Origin of the sequence: uncultured Fibrobacter sp., assembly GCF_946062555.1 — a bacterium.
GTDB lineage: Bacteria > Fibrobacterota > Fibrobacteria > Fibrobacterales > Fibrobacteraceae > Fibrobacter.
Map to the genome: position 1 here is coordinate 1 of NZ_CAMGVQ010000058.1, position 21,897 is coordinate 21,897.

Annotated in this window: 19 protein-coding genes; 6 read left to right on the forward strand and 13 right to left on the reverse strand. The window is 46.4% G+C overall.

The window, feature by feature from the left end:
* Positions 1-363 precede the first annotated feature (363 nt).
* The 4 genes from Q0P86_RS13565 to Q0P86_RS13580 are packed head-to-tail and all read right to left on the reverse strand — an operon-like array spanning position 364 to position 3,072.
* Complete coding sequence (locus tag Q0P86_RS13565; protein ID WP_295040155.1) at positions 364-1,203, reverse strand: MBL fold metallo-hydrolase; 840 nt, start codon at positions 1,201-1,203, stop codon at positions 364-366.
* Between the two features lie 15 nt (positions 1,204-1,218).
* Positions 1,219-1,845 (reverse strand): hypothetical protein, encoded by a 627-nt coding sequence (locus Q0P86_RS13570; RefSeq protein ID WP_290995351.1) that lies wholly within the window; start codon positions 1,843-1,845, stop codon positions 1,219-1,221.
* 14 nt (positions 1,846-1,859) lie between these two features.
* Positions 1,860-2,426 (reverse strand): flavin reductase family protein, encoded by a 567-nt coding sequence (locus Q0P86_RS13575; RefSeq protein WP_295040157.1) that lies wholly within the window; start codon positions 2,424-2,426, stop codon positions 1,860-1,862.
* A 31-nt stretch (positions 2,427-2,457) separates the two neighbouring features.
* A complete protein-coding gene (locus Q0P86_RS13580) occupies positions 2,458-3,072 on the reverse strand; it encodes a low molecular weight protein-tyrosine-phosphatase (protein ID WP_295040159.1) in 615 nt (204 codons plus the stop codon).
* A 27-nt stretch (positions 3,073-3,099) separates the two neighbouring features.
* Between Q0P86_RS13580 and Q0P86_RS13585 the strand changes: the two genes are divergently transcribed.
* Complete coding sequence (locus Q0P86_RS13585) at positions 3,100-3,666, forward strand: DNA-deoxyinosine glycosylase (RefSeq protein WP_290995355.1); 567 nt, start codon at positions 3,100-3,102, stop codon at positions 3,664-3,666.
* A 35-nt stretch (positions 3,667-3,701) separates the two neighbouring features.
* Here the strand turns inward: Q0P86_RS13585 and Q0P86_RS13590 are convergent, their stop codons facing one another.
* From Q0P86_RS13590 to Q0P86_RS13605, 4 genes are read right to left on the reverse strand one after another with little or no spacing between them, the layout of a single operon-like run.
* Positions 3,702-4,397 (reverse strand): M48 family metallopeptidase, encoded by a 696-nt coding sequence (locus tag Q0P86_RS13590; RefSeq protein ID WP_295040161.1) that lies wholly within the window; start codon positions 4,395-4,397, stop codon positions 3,702-3,704.
* On the reverse strand, positions 4,397-7,540 hold the full coding sequence (locus Q0P86_RS13595; protein ID WP_295040163.1) for a type I restriction endonuclease subunit R: 3,144 nt from the start codon (positions 7,538-7,540) through the stop codon (positions 4,397-4,399). Before Q0P86_RS13595 ends, Q0P86_RS13590 begins: the two co-directional genes overlap by 1 nt.
* Positions 7,541-7,548: 8 nt before the next feature.
* Positions 7,549-8,205, reverse strand: a complete 657-nt coding sequence (locus tag Q0P86_RS13600) for a retron system putative HNH endonuclease (RefSeq protein WP_295040165.1) — start codon at positions 8,203-8,205, stop codon at positions 7,549-7,551.
* On the reverse strand, positions 8,206-9,516 hold the full coding sequence (locus Q0P86_RS13605; protein WP_295040166.1) for an AAA family ATPase: 1,311 nt from the start codon (positions 9,514-9,516) through the stop codon (positions 8,206-8,208).
* A gap of 210 nt (positions 9,517-9,726) precedes the next feature.
* Here Q0P86_RS13605 and Q0P86_RS13610 point away from each other — a divergent pair, with 210 nt between their 5' ends.
* Together Q0P86_RS13610 and Q0P86_RS13615 are read left to right on the forward strand one after the other, a co-directional pair.
* Positions 9,727-10,305 carry a hypothetical protein gene (locus Q0P86_RS13610; RefSeq protein WP_295040168.1) on the forward strand — a complete coding sequence of 193 codons (579 nt, stop codon included), beginning with the start codon at positions 9,727-9,729 and terminating at the stop codon, positions 10,303-10,305.
* Complete coding sequence (locus Q0P86_RS13615) at positions 10,302-10,502, forward strand: hypothetical protein (RefSeq protein WP_295040170.1); 201 nt, start codon at positions 10,302-10,304, stop codon at positions 10,500-10,502. The genes Q0P86_RS13610 and Q0P86_RS13615 overlap by 4 nt, the downstream gene beginning before the upstream one ends.
* 142 nt (positions 10,503-10,644) lie before the next feature.
* Here Q0P86_RS13615 and Q0P86_RS13620 read toward each other — a convergent pair whose 3' ends face one another.
* From Q0P86_RS13620 to Q0P86_RS13640, 5 genes are all read right to left on the reverse strand, one after another.
* The gene (locus Q0P86_RS13620) at positions 10,645-12,627 is read right to left on the reverse strand and encodes a RecQ family ATP-dependent DNA helicase (RefSeq protein WP_295040172.1); all 1,983 of its coding nucleotides are present in this window, start codon (positions 12,625-12,627) and stop codon (positions 10,645-10,647) included.
* Positions 12,624-13,559, reverse strand: coding sequence for a hypothetical protein (locus tag Q0P86_RS13625; protein ID WP_295040174.1), 936 nt, complete (start codon positions 13,557-13,559; stop codon positions 12,624-12,626). The genes Q0P86_RS13620 and Q0P86_RS13625 overlap by 4 nt, the downstream gene beginning before the upstream one ends.
* Before the next feature lie 13 nt (positions 13,560-13,572).
* Positions 13,573-14,931, reverse strand: a complete 1,359-nt coding sequence (locus Q0P86_RS13630; protein WP_295040175.1) for a restriction endonuclease subunit S — start codon at positions 14,929-14,931, stop codon at positions 13,573-13,575.
* Positions 14,932-15,137: 206 nt separating this feature from the next.
* Positions 15,138-15,551 (reverse strand): DUF1016 N-terminal domain-containing protein, encoded by a 414-nt coding sequence (locus tag Q0P86_RS13635; RefSeq protein WP_295040177.1) that lies wholly within the window; start codon positions 15,549-15,551, stop codon positions 15,138-15,140.
* Between the two features lie 8 nt (positions 15,552-15,559).
* Complete coding sequence (locus Q0P86_RS13640) at positions 15,560-18,010, reverse strand: class I SAM-dependent DNA methyltransferase (protein WP_295040179.1); 2,451 nt, start codon at positions 18,008-18,010, stop codon at positions 15,560-15,562.
* 327 nt (positions 18,011-18,337) lie between these two features.
* Between Q0P86_RS13640 and Q0P86_RS13645 the strand changes: the two genes are divergently transcribed.
* The 3 genes from Q0P86_RS13645 (at position 18,338) to Q0P86_RS13655 (ending at position 21,793) form a co-directional block, all read left to right on the forward strand.
* Positions 18,338-19,393, forward strand: coding sequence for a macro domain-containing protein (locus Q0P86_RS13645; RefSeq protein ID WP_295040181.1), 1,056 nt, complete (start codon positions 18,338-18,340; stop codon positions 19,391-19,393).
* 172 nt (positions 19,394-19,565) lie between these two features.
* Positions 19,566-20,222, forward strand: coding sequence for a hypothetical protein (locus Q0P86_RS13650; protein ID WP_294113782.1), 657 nt, complete (start codon positions 19,566-19,568; stop codon positions 20,220-20,222).
* A gap of 143 nt (positions 20,223-20,365) precedes the next feature.
* Positions 20,366-21,793, forward strand: coding sequence for a sodium:alanine symporter family protein (locus Q0P86_RS13655; RefSeq protein ID WP_294986405.1), 1,428 nt, complete (start codon positions 20,366-20,368; stop codon positions 21,791-21,793).
* Positions 21,794-21,897: the final 104 nt, after the last annotated feature.

Here is a 21,897-nt window from a genome sequence, read left to right on the forward strand (position 1 = left end):
GTTTCGGCTCTTCAGCCCTCTCGTTCGCGGGTGAGGCCAATTATAGAACTTTCCGTGACCGTTGTCAAGGGTTTTTGGCGAAAAATTTCAACTTTTTTCACTTTTTCGCGAAATAACGGGATTTATTCCACATTATATCCACTTTATCAACATATTGTCCACAAAAATCTTTTTTGCGGGAGGGATAGTGACCCGGACGGGCGGACCATTTGGTCCGTTACAAGAGCCGCGTGCGGGGGCATTCGCCCCCGCAGACGGCCTTGTAATATAGCCCGACCCCGCCATTTAGTGCAAAATAGGCAGGTCCAGTGGACCTGCCTGCTTATTTATTGGCGGGGGACCGCCCTTTTCCTATATATTGTCCTAGATTTCCACCGTCATTCCGGTAAACATCTGCTCGGCGCGATCGCCCAGGACCTCGCGCAGGATCTTGAACGCACGGTCACCAGTGCAGTGCCCGGTATAGATTTTCTGGACATCCAGTTCGCGCAGGCGCTCCGCAAAGGCCCACACCACTTCGTCCTTGTAGCGGAACAGGTGGAACCCGCCGAGAAGCGCGTAGATTTTTTTGCCGGGGAAGGTCGCCTCGATTTCCTTTACGATATTGTCCGCGCCGCCGTGACTGCAGCTGTTCATGACAAACAGGCCCCTGGGCGTGTCGAATACGAGACTTTGTTCGTGATCGAAACTGTCGTAGCAGTACTTGCCGTTTTCCTTGACCGAAAGATGCGCACGTTCGCCAATCGCGGAGAGGCCCGGCGTCTTGTGCGGAACCAGGTACACGTTCGGCGCAATCTGCATGTCGCCTTCGGCAAAGCGGATGCGGTCGGCAAAGCGTTTCAGGAACCCCTTGTGGATTCCGATGTATTCGTGGTACGTGAAGCGGCCAATTAATTTGTGCGCATGGTAGCAGTTTTCGCCCGCACCCTTGCGCAAATAAAAAGGAGCAGTCTTGTTCAGCGCAAAGAACCTGGCCATGCCATCGCTGTGGTCAAAATGCGCGTGGCTCAAAATGCCGATGTCCACTTTCGAAAGGTCCACGCCCATCACGCCAGCGTTCTTGGCGAACAGGTGCGACGCCCCCGTGTCAAGCAGGTAGCGCTTGCCCTCGAATTCCACATACACCGAGAGGCCCCACTCGCCAAAGAGCTTGCGGGAGCCGCACGTGCCGGCGATATTGTCAATCAGTACCTGAATTTTCATATCGCAAAAGCCAAACTATTCGCAGTCGAGGCAGGTCCATTCCACAACGCCGTCGCAGCCATCCTTGGTGCCAGAAAGACGCTCGCAGGTATAGCTCTCGATGTCAATCAGGAATCCGAGCTCGCCCGCGTTCTGGGTGCAGCAGCCTTCACAGTCGCTGTCAGCGCACTTGTCGTAAACCGTAGCATCGATGGTGCGGCCATTCTGGCGCAACCTGAAGGTCTTCAGCTTGTACTTGTCCCAGTCCTTTTCGTGAATGGAGATGATGTTGTGCTCGCTAACCCATTCCTCGGTCTGCTGGTCCGGTAGACCTGCAAAGTAGCCCGCCCATTCACAGCCGTTGTACACCACGCATTCTTCGCTGCCAGGATCCGGCCAGGAAATGTACCACGTAAGGTTCGCCTTGTTCCATGCCGTGTCAGCAACGGGCTCGACGGCAGCGGACTCAACAGCGGAACTTGATTCCAGCGCACTTTCTGCAGCGCTCGATTCTGGAACTATAGCCACGGAGCTGCTGGATTCTGCAGCAGAACTAGTTTCAGCAGCCGATTCTGCAGGACCATTTGAAGAGCTGGAAGTACCGCCGCATGCGCCCAGCAAGACAACTGCGGCGACACTCAAAATAGCATTAATCTTCTTCATTCCCCCTCCCCCGATTAGGCGTTGCCGAATAATTTTCCGTCGCTGAAGGCATTGCCGACGCGGCGTTCCATTACATAGTAGCCGTGGCCCGCGGAGTCGTAGCAGACCGGGGCGAGCTTTTCAACCGAGAGCTTTCCGTTCTCGTCGAGCACCGATTCATCGGCGGTCACGTTCACGATTTCACCGAGCAGGAGTTCGGAATTTTCATCGTAGCTTACAAGCTTGCATTCCAGCGCGAGCGGAAGTTCCGCAATCAGCGGAGCATCGACATGGGCGCTCTTGACAGACGTCAGGCCGGAATGGACAAACTTGTCGGCCACCTTGTTGCCACTGGTGACACCCAGATAGTCGACGGCCTTGATGTTCTTCTCGTTCGCCATGCTCACGGTAAACGCCTTGCGCGCAAGGATGTTCGGCATGGTCTTATGGCTATGCGCCACGTAAATGGCCACCTGGTTCGTGTCGCTAACGGAGCCCCAAGCGGCTACCATCGCATTCGTAGAACCGTCCTCGTTATAGGTCGCAATGACCAATGTCGGCTGCGGGTAGAGATAAGCCTTGACTCCAAGATCCTTACGCACGGGAAAACTCCTTTTTTAGAGATGAACTCGGTTATGCCTCTTGACAAGATACAAAAATTTTCGATAGCATCGCACTGCAGCCCGCATTCACGTCGTCCCAGGTCGCCTGAAAGTCACCGGTGTACCAAGGGTCCGCCACGTCGCGGCACTCGCCCACCCAATCCATGAGGAGGGAAACTTTGTGACTTGAGGGATTTTTAGTGGATGTGCGAGACTGGTTGTTAGTAGGAATGAGCACCGGATTTTTAGTGGGAAAGCCCGCGCCCTCCGCTTCACGAGCGTACACGTCGGCAGGCAAAATCCAGCGGAGGTTGCGCAGGTTATTGCGGTCCATGAGCACGATGTAGTCGTAATACTCGTAGTCGCGCGCAGTCATTTGGCGTGCCGTCTTACCGGAGCAATCAATCCCATGCGTGGCAAGCATACGGCGTACCGGCGGGTAAACAGGATTCCCGATTTCTTCGGTGCTCGTCGCGGCACTTGCGATTTCGAATTCTACATTTTTCAGCTGAGACTGCGCCGCCCCCTGTTGTAATTCGGCAGGTAATGCGGCGGGCAAATCCCGTACCAATTTCTTCATCACGAATTCAGCCATCGGGCTTCGGCAAATGTTCCCGTGGCACACAAATAAAATCTTGATTTTCATGCGATGAAAAATAGTATTTTTGTTTTTATGAAAAAGTCCGCTAGTAAAGCCACAGGCAAAGCCTCGAGAACCAGGAACGAACGCACCCACGTGACGCACGAATTTCCGGCCCTATACGACCGCGAATCCCGCGTGCTGCTGCTCGGCTCCATTCCCTCGCCCAAGTCGCGCGAAATGGCATTCTACTACGGGCACCCGCAAAACCGCTTCTGGAAAGTCATGGCTGCCGTACTCGGCGAGGCGACCTTGAGCGAAATCGCAGCGGGCAAAGGCGCACCCGAAACCATCGCCCAAAAGAAGGCCATGCTCAAAAAGCATCACGTGGCCCTGTGGGACGTTCTGGACAGCTGCACCATCGTAGGCGCAAACGACTTGAGCATCGAAGACCCCGTTGTGAACAACATAAAAGACCTCGTGAAAAAGTCAAAAGTCACGCACATCTTCTGCACCGGCACCACCGCCCACAAGCTGTACCAAAAATTCTGCGCCAAAGACGTCGGAATAGACGCAATCAAGCTCCCCTCCACCTCGCCCGCCAACTGCGCCGTATCGCTGGAAAGGCTAGTTGAGGAATACAAGGCGATATTGGGGTAGGGGTTAGTTTTTTGGGATGAAGGAGGAACGAAGGACTATTTCATCGGCATGAGGACAAAATCGTTGAGTTCTTTGCGGACTTCTTGCCAGAAGGGCATGTACTTGTCGAGCAGTGCGATGTAATCTTTGTTGTGGTGGCGGACTTTCAGGTGAAGGAGTTCGTGCAGTATCACGTAATCCAGGCAGCGGATGGGCGTATGCGCCAAATGCAGATTGAACCAAAGTTTCCCTGCTGGGTTGCAACTGCCCCACTTGTTCTGCATAATTTTTGTCTGCCAGCCGTTGCACTTTAGGTGCATTTTCTTTTCCCATGCGGGCAAGCGTTTTTCAATTTCGGCGACAAGCATTTCACGAAGTTTTTCGTTCACGTAGTTTTCACGCTGTTGTGTGGTGCTTGCTTTGCGAACAGTCAGAATCACATTTTGCCCATCAATTACTAATCCATTTACGCGGTCATGTTGCACACGCAAATAATACTGGCGACCGAAAATAAAGATGGATTCGCCGGAAACATATTCGCGTTCGCTCAAGCGCGCCTGATTCGCAAATTTCTCTTGTTGGCGCTTAATCCATGCAACCTTGGTGCGTACAAAAATCTTGATAGATTCGTCCGAAAGTTTCAAGGGCGCAGATATGCGTACATCGCCATTGGGCGGCATCACCGAGAGGTGAATGTTCTTGATATCTTTTTTTGTAACGGCAACTGTAATGCCCGACACTTGCATCCGCATTAGAATTCGCTCTGCTTGCTGATGAGTTCATAAACGCGATCAACTTCGGCATCATCGTCCAAGACCTCGGAAAGAGCACGCTTAATCTTGTTGATTTTCACCGGGCTGTTGCGGAAATCAGCCTGCATGCTACTCATGACGGCGTTGTAAATTGCATTCGTCAATTTCTCATCATTTCCGCAGTTGTCATAAATTGCGCGTTTTGCAGCACTTCCCTTGACAGAGGCCGGATAATCTTCGCTTGCCGCCGAAGAATTCACCTTTTTGGCAAGCTCAATATAGCGTTCCAGCAACTTCTTGTATTCAATCAGGCCGTTCTTGCGTTCTTCAATCAACTGATCCAGAATTTCTGACATTTTGTTGTAGTACGCAGGGTTGACATTTATCTGGTCAACGATTTTACGGCGGATGTTGTTTTCGATTTTTTCGGCAGCGCTTTCGCGGACCTTCTTTTTGCCTGCCGTCAAATCAAACTTGCAGAGTTCAATGATATCCAGCAAAGTCGTGTCGTCAAATTCAATAATCTTTGTCGAATCGCCAGCGGCAATGTAATTGTCAATAAGGTGGCGCATGTCGGGTTCACAAGCTTTCAAATCAACAAAGTCGCCACTCGCCTGCATAATCACCTGACGCAAATTCACGTAATCATTGGTGCGCTTTTCTTTATCGTTCCATTCGGCTTCGGTATAGGGCAACGACAAAATTTGCGATTTCAACTCGGCAAACGCGCGCGCCAAACTACTCGCCAACGGATAGAATCGTTCACGCAGGCGGGCAAGTGCCTCAAATTCTTCCGGATTGTTCAACCAACTGATATTTTCGCCACAGAAAAAGTGAATGTAGTCCGACTGTTCCTTAGGTGGCTTCACGTCTTCACAAAGCGTCTCGATTTCTTCAAGAATCTTGTTGAAATATTTCTCGGCTTCAGTCGCACGGTCCTTAATCAAGCCATCGACATCGCTGTCGTCGTAACCTTCGAATGCACCCGATGTGTATTTGTTCATACTGTCGGTCACATCGTCGAAAAGTTCCTTGTAGTCAATGATGATACCGAAAGGCTTTGTCTCGTCATCCAAACGGTTTACGCGACAAATTGCCTGGAACAAGCCGTGATCCTGCATCTTTTTGTCGATATACAGATATGTGCAATGAGGAGCATCAAAACCAGTCAACAGCTTATCGACTACAATGAGCAGTTTCATGTTAGCCGGTTCTTCAACGAACTTGCGCTTGGCTTCCTTTTCAAAAGCTTCCACCTTCTTGTCGATGCGGGAAGTATCGTCGCCTTCTTCGACTCCGACCATCTTCAGGTAAATCTGGTATTTCCTGAAAGTTTCCGTGTCTTCATCGAGGCTCACCGTATCGGTACGCAAATCGCCCGGATTCGGCGTATAAGAAGAAATGATAGCACATTTCTTAAAACCCAATGCCTGAAAAATTTCGTAGAAGCGGCAAGCCGTAAAAATGGAATCCGCGACAAGGATAACATTCCCGCGACCTTCCGCCAAACGGGCGTCCTTTGCAAAATCAAGGATGATGTCGTTCGCTATCGCTTTCAGGCGGTCGTAGGACGAATAAACCGTGCGCATATTCGCCCAGCGGGCTTTCAGTTTCGCCTTTGCGACAGGCGTCATGCCACGCGTTTTCAAATCAAACCATTCATCAATCTTTTCACGGGAGCGCAAATCTTGTGGAACATCGCGGCCTTCGTAACGCAAGTCAAGAATCACGTGATCGCGCACACCTTCATCAAATTTGTATGTATGGATGTAGCTTCCGAAAACTTCCAGACTCGTCTTCTTGTCTTTCTTCAAAAGCGGCGTGCCGGTAAAGCCCACGAAAATCGCCTTAGGCATCAAAGCCGTCATCGCCTTGTGCAACTTGCCCGATTGTGTGCGGTGGCACTCATCCACGAATACAACGAAATCGCCTTTCACGCTGAAGTTCGGCGGCAGCGAATCCTTGATTTCTTTCAAGAACTTTTCGTAATCGCCGTCAGTAACTTCACCGCCACGGCGTCCGAACTTGTGAACCAACGAACAAATGATGGCACCTTCGGTAGAATTCAAATGGTTCAACAAATCGCGACCGCTCTTGGTGCGAATAATCTTTTCTTCCACACCCTTGAACAACTGCTCTATTTGGTCATCTAGTTCGTCGCGGTCAGTGACAATCAAAATTCTGCGACTCGGATTGTTCAGCAACAGGCGCTTGGCAAGCCAGACCATCGTGAGCGATTTGCCCGAACCCTGCGTGTGCCATACAATACCGCCCTTCTTTTGCGTGGTAACCCTGTTGTACGTGCGGTGAATTGCGTAATACTGATTGTAGCGGCAGACCTTCTTTACACCATTATCAAAAATGATAAAGTTATGAATCAAATCTAGGAAGCGGACCTTGTTGAACAGCGAATAAAGACTCTCGAAGAGAACGCCGTCAAACGACGAACTCTTATCATCGATAATCAAATCGTTGTCGTCCAGTTCCTGCAAACGTTCGCGGAACGCCTCTTGCTTCCAGGTCAAGTACTTCTTCTCTGGCGTGGCGATTGTCCCGTAGCGGACACCCTCGCTTTCGTTTGCCGCCAAGCAATACTGAATCGTGGTAAAGAACGACTCGATAAATTCCTGCTTCTGGTTCGTCAGGTTCTGGCGAATACCATCGGCAACAGAAACGGAACTCTTCTTGAGTTCAATCACCGCAACCGCAATGCCGTTTATATAAACGACAAGGTCCGGGCGCTTGGAACCGAAAGAACTGCTAACCGTCACCTCTTCGGCAATGGCAAAATGGTTGTTGGCCGGATTTTTAAAATCAATGTAATAGACGCTGATATTTTCGCCATCCGCATCAGAAACAGGGTGCGAATACTTCAGCAAACTGTAAACCGTCTTGTTCGCAGAATATAAACCTTGCTGTAAGTCGCCCGCCGCATGTTGCAAATCGGCGATGGCCTTGCGTGCAACCGTTTCCGAGTAGTGCTGCTGGCCCACCAAGAACGCAAACAGATCATCATCGCGAATGTTCTTATTTGCCACTTCGCACAAATTGCCCAGGTAATCGTAATGCAATTCGTCCTTGAAGAACTTGATTACCTTCGCCTGCGTCTTGCGTTCGGGAATGTTGATATTCGGTTCGGTCATAAAACACCTTAAGGATTTGCCGATTGTGTACAGTATTTGGGCAACGTTCCTGGGAATGCGTCTGCAATCTTTTTTGTTACCTCAGGATGGTCTTTGAAAACTGTCATCCATACAGACCAATAACCGTTTGCAACAACATTTTTGACAATGCGTTCAATCTGTTTAGTCGTTTTCGCCCCGTTTTTATAATCCTCTAACAACTCCGATGCAATATACCATTGTTCCGTTCGTATTGTTCGGATTTCATCATTTTTTCCAATTGGTGCATTTAAGTGCATTAAATTAATGGTATTTTGTGCATCATTCCGTTTTGGAGAACTCTGATTTACCAACATCGATCCATCACCTTGATACTCGTACATATCAAAAGTGTCATCAATATCAGGCCACACATAATCGTTGCGCGACGGATTCTTATTTTTCTTGTAATCACGGTTGCAAATCGGACAAGCCAACAGCAAATTATTCCAATCACAAGCTTGTGATGGATTCAACGATTTTGGAGCGACGTGTTCAATATCAGGTTTTCGAACTCTTGTTTCGCAATAGCAGCAATAACCTCCAAAATTCGCTTTTAAGTCAGGCAAAAACGACTTGTATTCCACAGGTGCTTTTGGGGTTCCATCTGAATTTTTCGGCCATGGGTTTCTTTGCAGACTTCGCATTTACACGACTCCTGCAGTTTCAGCCTTGGAATCTAGGAACGCTGCGTAAGCAGGATTGTCTGCACCATAATTAGCGACAAGTTCATCTAATTTTCGCTTAGCCGCTTCTTTCGCATTTTCATTTGCCGAGACTTCTTTTAACAAGTCAAAAAATTCCTTAGCCGCTTTTTTCATGGCCATGTAACGTTCGCTACGTTGCGGCATAACGACATTCATTACATTTTCAGCAATGTCTTCGACGCTTCTATAAGTTTGTCGAGAATAATCATACGGCGATTCATCATCATCTAAATTGATTATCCTGGCCCCATTCACCCCTTCTAAAGACTGAATAATAAACGGAGAATGCGAAGTCAGGATAAACTGAATTTTCGGGAAAAGTTCCGCCAAATTAGGAACAATCGTCTTTTGCCACTTCGGGTGCAAATGCAAGTCAATCTCGTCAATTAAAACAACACCTGACGTAAGTTCGCGAGCATTCCCATTCAGGTGAGGATTTAGCAAACTAATGCGAATGCACAAATCCGTTACCAAAGATGCAACAATTCTTTGACCTTCACTCAAATTACTCAGTGGAAGTGATTTTCCATCTTTAAATTCGAAAACGAGATCTTCTTCCTTAGGATTCCAATCTACATTCAATACGTCTGGAATAATTTTCTTTAGGCATGTCCACACAGAAGCCAAAACAGAAGATGGTTTTCCTCCCGTAAATTCGGCGAACCTTAATTTGGCAATCCATTTGCGAAGTAATTTTTCTGTCGAAGAAGCCTCAAGAGCATCTTGATACGCCTTGTAGCGAGAATCGCGTGTTGCCGATTTTTCTTTTTTTTCAGTTAATCGTTTGTCAACATTCCAAAGGCGGCCCGTTCCGTAAAAACCGAAATAAGGTAAATCAACTTGTTTTTCTTTTTCGATAGACAGCAAATACTTTTTAGCTTCTTTTTTCAGATTATCGCTATTAGAGTGGCTTCCATATTGACGAGTCCAATCAATGGGAATCGGAATATTAAATGGCCCTCTTTTTTCAACCACAATGCAATTTATAAATGATTCGGAACTGGGATTAAATGTCGGAATTTCAGCACCTTCTCGAACAGCGACTTTCCGAACATCATCCCATGTATATTTAAGCGATTTAATTTCTGGAAATGCCGACACCCATGACGATAAAGCTAACGCAATACCCCTTAAAGCGCTAGTCTTGCCTTTGGCATTATCGCCGACAAAAAGCACTAGCGGACTGTCCAAGGAAAATTTCTTATCCTCAAATCCTCGAAAATTGTGATACGTTACTTCTGACAGTCTCATAGATACCTCGACATAAATATATAATTATCTAAGATTTATGTCCTTCGTAGCCTATTTTGCGCATCTTTTTAGCAGCGATTTCAACAAAACGCAATGTTAAAAACAGACAAAATTCAAACAAAACGCAGGGAAAGAGCGAAAATCGCCCCACAATGTTAATTTTTCTACGGCATATTTATAAAATTGCCGTAATTTTATTATATTAGAGACATGCCCAAATACGACGGAAAAGAAATTGGCAATACCGAAGGCTTCATGGTTCGCGAAAACATGAGCGCTTACCAGTATCACCAGGCCCTGCAAAAAGTCCAGTCCGGCGAGCTGCTTCGCCTGCGCCCCGGAGTGTTTGCGGAGCCAGCCGCGCTTGCAGATACCATGCTTGACATAGATGTTTTGGTGCCCGGTGGCGTGCTGTGCATGTATTCCGCATGGGAGCATTACGAGCTGACAACGCAAATTCCCTCCGCATTTTGCATCGCCATCCCGCGCAAACGCAAACTCGTATTGCCCGAATTCCCTCCCGTATCGCTTTACTACTGGTCAGATCATCTGCTGGAGTTTGGAACTACGACAGAGGAGGTTCATGGTCACAAGGTGCGCATTACCGACCTGGAACGCTCTGTCTGCGACGCCATCAAATACCGCAATAAAATCGGCCTGGACGTATGTGCCGAAATCCTGAAAGCATACCTACATCGCACCGACAGGAACATCGAGAAACTCATAGAATATGCAAAAAAACTTAGAGTCGCCGCCACCCTGAAAACATATTTGGAAATTGGACTATGAAATTCCCAAACTTAAGCGAGCGCTTTGATACAGAAGACATCCGCAAACTGCGCGAATATAATTCCCTAAGGCATTCCAAGATGTCGCACAAGGAAATTCTGGATGATATTCGCCAGGGAGCAGAATCTTTTATGTCGGAATTCAGTTGTTGTGTTGCGGAAAAGCAAGCCGCTTACGACGCATGTAAAAAGAAATAGCACGAATAAGCGACAAAGCCAAATAAAGCAAAAGCGCATCATTCCTTTCTATGGAATGACGCGCTTAAGTGTTATGTACCTAATATCCCTAAAATTGGCAAGGGGAGTAAGGTAATTTTACGGTTTGCCAGTTTTTTGCACTCTATATCATTTTCTTAATTTTCTCAATTAATTCAGCGGCAACGATTGACAACGATCCGCCATCATATGTTTTTTCAAGAATGATGTTCGGGGATAATTCATCATAAATTTTGGTTTTCTTATCCCAATTTTCGTCATATTCTTCAACGCCCAACATACCAACATGTTCCCAGCACAAAATTTTATCATGTGCACACCTAATGGTAAAGTCAGGAATAATGGCTTGCTTGCCAGAATAGTGTAATTCCTCTTCGTAATTAAAATGAATACCTGCATCATACAACATATTTGCAATCAAGACTTCCGACATGCTGCGAACCGGAATCCCATTTTTTGCTGTATATACCAAAGGCAAATCAAACTTATTCATTCCCAAATATTTGCCAATTTCCTGATGTATTTGGTTAGATTTTGAGCATTTTTCTAAGATCAATAATAACAGGTCTAACAAGCCGTTTCTATAATTGATTTTTTTCTCTATTGATTCTGCGATTATATCCAAATCCGATTGTTCAATGGTATCCTTATTTTTTTTGACAATGATACATTTATCGATGGTATTGCCTATACTTGCTTGTCCATTTACAATGCTTGAATACACTAATTCAGTGAGTTTTTTGGGGGTTAGATCCTTATTTTTAAAAAGTGTAAAAACAAAATTTTGCGTACTAGTACTCTTGTATATAGCCATTAATTCAGGATTACTTATTTGTTTTAATCCGCTGAACGAAGAAAAACCTTTGCATACATATTCAATTAAACCAGCTTCAATAAAATACGGGAAACAACTTGTTAAAAGTTCATCATCTTGGAAATTTAAAGGAACGTAATCTCCATTTGTATCCGATATCGTCTTGTAGCATTTTGTCAACTCATCCGGTGTTGGGTACGAGTTCTTGATGAAAAAATTTCTTCTGATATCAATATTTTTTGCCGAATAAAGCAAATAGGCATTTGCATCTTTGCCATCTCTCGCAGAACGACCAACTTCCTGATAGTACTGCTCTAGAGATTCCGGTATCATGAAGTGGATAACTACCCTTATATCAGGGATATCTATTCCCATTCCAAACGCATTTGTCGCAAACACAACATCAATATCATTATTTTTGAATTTTTCAACAATATCCATTCTTGTTTGTGCATCCATATCACCATGGAATGCAGTAGCCTTAAATCCATGAGCAATGGCGTCCTCTGAAAGTTCCACAACGCCTCTCTTGAAGTATTTTCGATACACATATACAAGTGTTTTTTCTCCCTTATGCCTAGACAATAATCTCCATAGTTTTTCGGTCTTTGTATTTTCATCGGAGATTTTTTCCTTGACTAAGTGGATGTTTGGCCTAAAGAGAATTCTATCCTTACAAATATTGTTTTTGGAAACTTTAAAGGAATCACAAATATCTTTTATTTCATATGCATTTAAAGTAGCCGTCATGGCTAATATTTTAGGCCATTTCTCTCCAAAAACATCATTAAGGAAATTTGGGATTCGCTTGTAGAATGGTCTAAAGTTATCTCCCCATTGGCTCACGCAATGAACTTCATCTATCACAACTAAATGAATATCGTCCTTTCGTTGCTTTATGCAATATTCAAGCAAACCATCGCATGCCAACTTTTCGGGACTTGCGAATATGAATCTAGGATTAATTTTTTTGTGTGCGAAGTCTAGCATTAACTGCATTTGATTTTTCACACCGCTATGCAATGCCAAAACTTCAACACCTTCTTTCTCCAACTTACTTTTTTGTTCTTCAATTAGAGCAATCAACGGGAAAATTACTATTGCACAGCCTCCCAATTCCATTGCAGATACCCAATAAACAGAGGATTTTCCGCCTCCTGTGGGCATTATGCAAAGTGTGCTCGTGCCCTCCACTACTTTTTTTATACACTTTTTTTGAATATCTGAGAGGGAATATTTTTGATTAGGAAAATTCCTTGAAAAGTTTTCCTGAATTTGTTCATAAGAAATCATACATAATCCTCGCTCAATCTTGATTGCAACGTCGTAATATCATATTCATTCTTTTTTGCAATATATTCAAAGAAAGAATCTACATAGGCATACCTGTATTTTTGATCTAGTTCTATTCCCAACGCATTGAAATTTTCCTTTAGTGTTTTGTATGTTACCAGTGCGTAATACGAGAAAAGAGAATATGGGTAAAAGTAATTTTGAGAAATCTGGTTCTCTTGAATGTTAACCATTATAAATTCTGAATCCATTCGGCATCCAAAAGAATCTTTATCGGTCAGAAAATAAAGGGCCCAAATCGCATTACGGCTCCTACTCGGGAACCACTGCGGGTTACGCATATAAGCGATTAGACTTTTTATTCCGCCTCCAATAACTCCGGACAATGAACAATCATCGGAATCAAGCCTGCCAAGACCAACATCTTCATAAGAAGAAATGTTCAAATACTTACTTTCATTTTCTTCGCCTTTGTAATCAAAAGCAAAATTTACGATATTATTTACTTTCTCCCAAAGTTCTTTACAGTCAGCTTCATTGAACTTTATCTTGAACTTTTTTAGCCCTTTTTGCTTTGACTGTAATGTTTGTCGTATAATAGGGCACTTGTTTTTCAATGTCGTTTTTTTGAAGGTGTTTCGATCAAAAGATTCTTCTTCCATACGTTCTTTAGTAAAAATGTCATTGTATAATGGGGCTTCAGCCTCATAGACATTCTTAGCATTTTCTACTGTATGGGACGCAATATCTCTAAGCGAAAATTTAACAGAATCTAACTTTTCTATCATTTCCTGCAAATTGCCTTTACAATATTCTTCAAAAGACTCGTTTATTCGCTTTACCAATTTATCTTGAACATTCTTTATATGGTCTTGTTCAAAACAACAAGGCTCAACATTCCAGATTTCAGATCCATTTTCTTGTCTATGCATAAAGATATCTCCCTTATAAAAGTCTAATTTTTCCTGTTAATAATTGTTGCATCATGCCGGTTTTGAGGGTGCGGTATTTTGCGAGTTTGGTTTCGAGGGCCGAGATTTCGGTGTCCACGTCGCTGAGGACGTTTGCGATGGCGGTTTGTTCGGCTTTGGAAGATGGAATTGCGATAGGAGTAATCTTAAAATTGTCATTATACAATCTTGATACTGCGCCACCATTTTCCGTTTTCCATTCAACAACTTGATACAAATAGTAAAGATATTGATTTGTTAAAACAGATTCATCATTTTCTAGCCAAACGATATTAGAGTCTTGAAAAAATGCATCCTTGCCATCATAAACAACAGTTCTACCGATTGTTCCTGCAGCAGAAATTAAAACTGTTCCTTTCTGGGGGAATGAATATTTATTCTTCAAATAGTGATACAAATCTTTTGATATGTATGCATCAGGACTTTTTCCGAATGTGCCTATTTTATAAAAGGGAATGTCACCCTTTTCTGAAGTTTGATATTTCATTACACGCTTGCACATTTTTACAGGACCAATATTTCCTAAATAGGTCTCTTCCCAATCACTGGGTATCAATCCGAGTTCGGTCATTTTGTAGCCACTGGATTCTTCGACTTCGCGCTTTGCGCTTCGCTCAGAATGACACGCCTTTCGTCTTTCGTCTGTAGGGCGTGAGCCCGTTCTTTCGTCTGGGGCGAATCCGGGGAGGCGTTTCTTGCCGGTGAGGAGTTGTTGCATTGCGCCTTGTTTGATGTTTTTCTTTTTGGCGATGAGTTTTTCTAGGTTCGCGATTAGGGTGTCAACGTCGGAGAGGGCGTTTGCAATGCGTTGTTGTTCTTCGATTTTTGATGGTAAAGGAATCGTATAATTTCTAATATCGGCAGGACTAATATGAGGAATAGCCGAGTTTGTTTTTAACGAATCAATATATGCGATAAAATTGTTTGATGATATAAAATAAAAAAGATACGATATCGGTTGTTTTGAATTTTTCACTCTTAATCGAGCGACTCGCTGAACTAATAAATTACCACTTTCATTTTTATGTATGATTGCAGAATTTTTTCCAACTTTAGAGCCATCCATTCCTATGACTAAATCGTCTTCACGTAGTGCGTATTCTCTTAATGACTCTATATTCCCAGAATAGAAACGATCAATATCATCCGAGTGTCTAATTTGACCTTCCGTAATATTAACCCCTCTAAGTAATCTTACATTTCCATTTTCAAGGATTGTATTTCCAGGAAATGGGAAACCCGTTAGCACATTTGTAAGTTCACCAATTTTTTTCACTTCCCAATCGCTTGGGATCATTCCGAGTTCGGTCTGTTTAAATTTTGTTTCTTTCATAAATTAAGCCCTAGATCCTTCGACTCCGTTACACTCCGCTCAGGATGACACCTGAGTGGGAATGCCCTGGGTTCTTCGCTTCGCTCCAGGATGACAATCTTTCGTCTGGCACGCTTCGGTCTGTTTGAATTTCGTTTCTTTCATTTACTGTTTCTCTATCGCACTAACAAATTCTTCCAAACTTCTCTGCAACATTTCTTGCGGAATCAATTTTTCCTTATATTCTGCAACCATCGCAACACCATTTGTGCCAACTGAATCGGCACAATTATGTCTTTATCAATATTTGCGGGCAGAACCAATTTTTCGGCCAGCTTAAGTTTGCTCATAAGCGTGGCAAAACCTGGTGCAGAATAGGTTTCATAGAACTGAACCATTTTATAAATCGACCTGCGGCTATACCCCTTTAGGCTAGGGTCTTTTGTTCGCAAATATTCAGACAGTTCCGTTACAACGCCACTTCCCCATTCAGCCGATTTTATCTTTGCAGAGACATAGCCACCAACGTTCCACGCAATCAGCAAGGAATTGTTGTTGATTACTTGGAAGGCACGCTTTCGATGGATATCGATTATTGAATAAACTTGGTTAAAGTCCTGTTTTATTATCCTCGTTTCCATGCGTCCTCCTAAACTTCAAATCCCATTTCTTTGAGGTGGTCCTTGACTTTGGTTTCGTAGTCGGCGACGGTTGCTTCGAGGTCAGGGAGCGTGTTTTCGTAGCGGTCGGCGAGTTCGGTCACGCGGGTTGCAATCTTGTGGCTGGTGGTGTCATAGAGGCTCTTGATTCCTTCGAAAATATCAAAGCTCCATTTCTGTTTTACGAGTAGGTCCTTGATTTCTTTTTCGGTGAGTTCGGCATACTTGTTCTTGACGGATTCGTCCAGGGCCTTGTTCAGTTCCTTGACGATGCCTGCCTGATTTTTCGCGGTGTTGGCAAGTTCGGTGTATTTGGCGAGCACTTCAAATTCTTCGCCGGTCGTTTTCTGCTTTTTCAATTCCTTCAGCTTGGCGGCGATTTTCTTTGCGTCCAGGTCTTCACTTTCTTCCTTGGCGTAGTCGGCCAGCACGCTGCCTTCGCCGCTATTTTCTTCCACGAATTCTTCGAGCCTGGATTCGCTTTCGGCAACAACTTGTTCGGCACGTTCGATTTCGGCCTGTTCCTTGGCAAAGTAAACGCGTTCGATGACGGTCTTGGGCAAGAGTTTGCCTTCCCAGCCAATTTCCTTGGGTTCGGCCTTTTTCTTGCCATCATCCTTCTTGGATTCCTTCTTGAAGATTTTCACGATTTCGGCACCGGCCATGTAGCCGTCGTACTTGAGCACGAAAACGTCGTCGCTCATGGTCTCTTGCCAGTAGGCGAGCAGCACCTGGTAAACGTCGTAAAAGTCCACGAGTTCAATGTGGCGAAATTCGTTTATCAGCGATTCCGAGAGCTCTATGATAAACTTCTTCACATCTACCGCGCCGTCGATGTTCATCAACTTCTTGGAAGACTTCTTGAGCCATGTGTCAAAGGCGTTGTCAATCTGTTCTGCGTAGGCCTTGAATTCTCCGTCGTTGAAGATTGCGCTGCGGATTTCGTCTTTTTCTACCTTGAGCTGGTAATAGCCCGCACGGAATTTCTTGAAGAGTTTGTTCTTGAGGCCCGGGAAAATATCCCAGTAACGTTTTAAGGAATCTACGTCGCCCGCAGGGATGCCGCCGTTCAGATGGGCGTCGATGGACTGTTCGTCTTCGGCGTCGCCGCTGTCGATGTAACGCGGGATGTTCAGGTTGTAGCCGTTCTTGACCTTGATTTCTTCCATCGGGACAAAGCGCGCGTACTTGGGATCGTCTTCGATGCGGTTCACGAAGGTCTGCACAATCTTGTGGATGTCGCGTTCGCGCAGGCGGTTCTTGGGGCCGTCTTTCACGAAGTCGTGGCTTGCGTCAATCATGAAGATGCCGCCGCCCATCCCCTGGCGTTCGGCAGCGTCTTCCTTGTCCATCACGATGATGCAGGCGGGAATGCCCGTGCCGTAGAAAAGGTTCGCAGGGAGCCCGATAATGCCCTTGATGTAGCCGCGGTCGATGATGTTCTTGCGGAGGGATTCTTCGGCGTTGCCACGGAACAGCACGCCGTGGGGCAAAATCACTGCCGCCTTGCCGGTGGGCTTGAGCGACTTGAGAATGTGCAGAAGCCAGGCGTAGTCGCCGTTCTTTTCGGGCGGGCGATCGTCATAGCCGTCGAAGCGGCCAAATTCCTGCAAGCCGTCGGTCCAGTTCTTGAGCGAGAACGGAGGATTCGCGACCACAAAGTCGAAACGTTTCAGTGCGCCGTTGTCCAGGTATTGCGGGTTCGAGAACGTGTTGCCCGACTTGATTTCGCCACTTGCCTTGTTGTGAAGAACCAAGTTCATTTTTGCAAGGCCCGCCGTCGTGGTTTCTTTTTCCTGACCGTAAATGGCGATGTCGAAGGGAGCCTCGTCGGCTGCGCGAATGAGGAGCGAGCCCGAACCGCACGCGGGGTCGTAAATGGTCGTGTTTCTGTTCTTGACTTTCCCCAGGCCGATGACTTTCGCCAAGATGCGGCTCACTTCTGCCGGGGTGTAGAACTGTCCCTTGCTCTTGCCGCTTTCGGTAGCGAAGTTACGCATCAGGTATTCGTAGGCATCGCCCAGAATGTCGTCGCCGCCCGCCTTGTTGTTGCTGAAATTAAATTCCGGGCGTTCAAAGATGGACACGAGGCCGGTCAAGGTATCGACCATGTCCTTGCCGTTACCGAACTTGGAATTATCGAAGAACTTTGCGTTGTCGATGACACCTGTCAAGTTGTTCGCTTCGGCGAGTTTCGCGATGGCCTTGTCCATCTTTTCGCCAATGTCCTTGTTGTTCTTGAGCGCGACGAGGTCATCAAAACTACCGCCTGCCGGGACGTTGATATCAGCGTACTTCTGACCCTTGAACTTGTCGGTCACGTACTTCACAAAAAGGAGCGTCAGAATGTAGTCCTTGTACTGGCTAGCGTCCATGCCGCCGCGCAGTTTGTCACAAGATTCCCAGAGAGAAGAGTAGAGTTCGTTCTTCTTGATAGCCATATAAAAACGCTAGGTAGAGAGGGGGTTAGTTTGTTTTACAAATATACATAAATGAAGGAAAAGGGATTTTTTTTATGTCGAATTTTGTAAAAAAGGCACCGAATTACTCCAACGCCTGTTTATTTGGAGCCTTCGCGGGTAAGATTTTCAACGATTTTAAAGTCGCGCGGTTGTTCCGTGCGGATGGTATAATTTTTCATTAAACCAAGGGATACTAGATAACACCCAGTTTCCGTTAAAAGTACAATTCAAATATATATAAATTCCGCGAATTTGGCATTTTAACTATATATTCGTATATTATTAGGGTCAAACCGGACTGTTACTATGCCTTTAAAAATTGTACGCAACGACATCACCAAAGTCAGGGCCGACGCCATCGTGAATTCCGCAAACAAGAACCCCATTTGCGGAGGTGGCGCGGAATACCATATTTACCAGGCGGCTGGCCACGCGGAACTGCTTGCGGCACGTGAGAAAGTCGGGGCATTGAATGTCGCCGAAGTCGCGGTGACCCCCGCATTCGCTTTGAAGGCAAAATACATCATCCACACCGTTGGACCCAAGTGGAACGGCGGCGCTTCCGGTGAAACGCTCGCGCTTGAAAACTGCTACACAGGCGCACTCGAAAAGGCGAAGAAACTCGGCTGCGAAACGATCGCATTTCCACTGATTTCAAGCGGCGTGTTCAAATTCCCCAAGGACAGTGCGCTGAAGATTGCATTAAAGGCCATCGGCACGTTTTTGCAGACAAACGAAATGGACGTACAGCTGGTCGTTTTTGACCGCAAGTCATTCGAAGTTTCAGAAGACCTGTACAGCGACATTCACGCCTACATTGACGACAATTATGTACAGGACAAATATGACGACGTCCACGATTATGTAAGGCAGCGATGGGATGAAAACAGGAACGACAGCTGGGGCAACCTAAACCGTGAAAGGGATTGCATTAAGCTCGACATCGAAGAAAGCATAGACAAACTGTGTGACAAAGCAAAATGTCTATGCGTCGAATCCCTTGACGACATTCTTGCGAAACCGGGCGAAACTTTCTGCAACAAGCTTTTCCACTTGATTCATGAAAAGAACCTAGACGATGTCGATGTCTACAAGAAGGCGAATCTTGACCGCAAGCATTTTTCCAAGATCCGCAGCAACATGGATTACAAGCCCACCAAGAAGACTGCACTCGCACTCGCCATTGCGCTGCACCTGAACCTCGACGAAACGGCAGACCTGATTGCCCGCGCAGGATTTGCACTTTCGCCCTCCAATACGGGCGACCTGATTGTCAAATTCTTCATCGAACGCGAAAAGTACGACATCTGGGAAATCAATAGTATGCTTTTCAAGTTCGGGCAACCGACTCTCGGCGCATAACTGCCGAATTTCGCTCAAAAACGCCATTTTAAAATGTCGCCTGCCAGGCGACCAATTTGCCCTTTACGGCATCTATAATTGTTTCCGTTAACCGGCAGCGAAGGCAAAATCGCGAGTGCGCAATGCCAGCCGCCATTACCTAAGCCGCACACATAGCGGCACGGAGGCAATCATGAAACAGGGACTCACCGAAATCGTATTCATCCTCGACCGCAGCGGATCCATGAGCGGGCTCGAAAAGGACACCATCGGGGGCTTCAACAGCACCATCGAAAAGCAGAAGCAGGAAACAGGCGAGGCATACGTCTCCACCGTTCTCTTTGACACTGAAATGGAAGTACTCCATGATCGGGTTCCGCTTGCACGCATCGAGCCCCTGACCGACAAAGAATACTATGCCCGCGGCGGAACCGCCCTCCTCGACGCCATCGGTGGCGCCATCCACCACATCGGAAACGTGCACAAGTACGCCCGCGACGAAGACCGCCCCGAAAAGACCATCTTCGTCATCACTACCGACGGCTACGAAAACTCGAGCCACAAGTACACCGCCGAACGGGTCAAGGAAATGATCCAACGCCAGAAAGAAAAGTACGGCTGGGAGTTCATTTTCCTCGGTGCAAATATCGACGCTATCGAAACCGCCAGGAATTTCGGTATTGACGAAAGCCGCGCAGCAAACTTCGTAAACGACGGCGAAGGCATTAAAACTATGTACATGGCGGAATGCTGCCTGATGAGCGACATCCGCAATAACCGTATCAACGAACGTAGCTGGAAAAAGAACGTGGACGCCGACTACATCCGCCGCGGAAACCACAAAAGGTAAATTATGTGCAGCGGCTGCCTCGGCACGATAGTGTTCGCAATTCTACTGATTATGGCTTGCTCACACTAGGTTCTTTCTCCTTGATACTTGGCCCACAAACGTGGGCCATTTTATTATTTTGTCAATTATAAAAGGAGATGACCATGCTAGAACCCCTTCATAATGTCATTACGACTCTCAGCGACTTTCTCTACCAGCCCTTTATCGTGCCCTTGTTTTTGGTGGCGGCGGGCCTGTTCCTTTCGATTCGCATGGGTTTCCCGCAAATCCGTCTGTTCGTTGAAACGCTCCGAGTCCTCAACGAAAAACCGGTGCAGGGGAGCGGCATTTCTTCTTTTGGCGCCCTGATGGTTTCCACGGCATCCCGCGTGGGCACAGGAAATATCGTGGGCGTGTCGTCGGCGATTTGCATGGGCGGCCCCGGTGCCGTTTTCTGGATGTGGCTGATTGCGGTCATCGGCAGCGCATCGGCATTTGTGGAATCGACGCTCGCCCAGATTTACAAGCGCGAAGACCTGGTGACAGGCCACTCTTACGGCGGTCCCTCTTACTATATACAGACAGCTTTGGGACAGCGCTGGCTCGGTATCATTTTCTCGGTGTTCATTTTGCTCACCTATCTGGTCGGCTACAATCTTCTGGCCTCTTATAACGTGCAGACCAGTTTTTCGGGCTACAGTTTTTATAGCGAAACCAAGACGCCCATTATCGTAGGCGCAGGGCTTGCAATCCTATTTGCGCTTTGTGTGTTCGGCGGTGCCAAAAAACTCACGAAAATCACGAGCTACCTTGTTTCCATCATGAGCGTCACCTACATCATCGTAGCCTTAGGCGTTATCGTGTTCAATTTCACCAACATCCCCTCGATGTTCATGACCATTTTCAAGGACGCCTTCTCGTTTGAAGCGGGTGCCGGCGGCTTTGCAGGAAGCTGCATTATGTACGGTATCAAGCGCGGCCTTTATTCAAACGAAGCCGGTATGGGTTCCGCCCCGAACGCATCTGCCAGCGCAAGCGTTTCGCACCCGGTCAAGCAGGGACTGGTGCAATCGCTTTCCGTATTTATCGACACCATCGTGATTTGCTCCGCGACCGCCCTGATGTGCCTTTCCACAAGCGTTACCCCTTCTAGCGGAATTTCGGGTATTCCGTATGTGCAGGCATCGCTCCACTCCGTTTTGGGTGAACTGGGCCCGGTATTCATTACGGTGGCGATTCTTTTGTTCGGTTTCACGACGCTTATCGGCAACTACTACTATACCGAAGGCTGCCTGCGATTCATCATAAATCGTCGTCCGGGCAAAATCATCATGACCGTGTTCAGAATCATCGCCTCTATTATCGTGTTTGCAGGCGCCCTTGCAAGCGCCGGCTTTGCGTGGGATTCGGCGGACCTCTGCCAGGCATTGATGGTGGTCGTCAATATCCCGTGCATCTTGATTCTTTCTCCGATTGCCATCAAGGCGCTCAAGAACTATACGGAACAACGCAAACAAGGCAAGGAACCCGTTTACTACGCCAAGGAATGCGGCGTCAACCAGGACACCGATTTCTGGAACCGATTGGAATAAAAAGACTCATAATGCATTTATCTTGCCCGCTACAAGCGGGCATTTTTAATATAGGCAACCTCTAAAAATTACCCCAAAACGACTATTTACAAATAAACTAACAT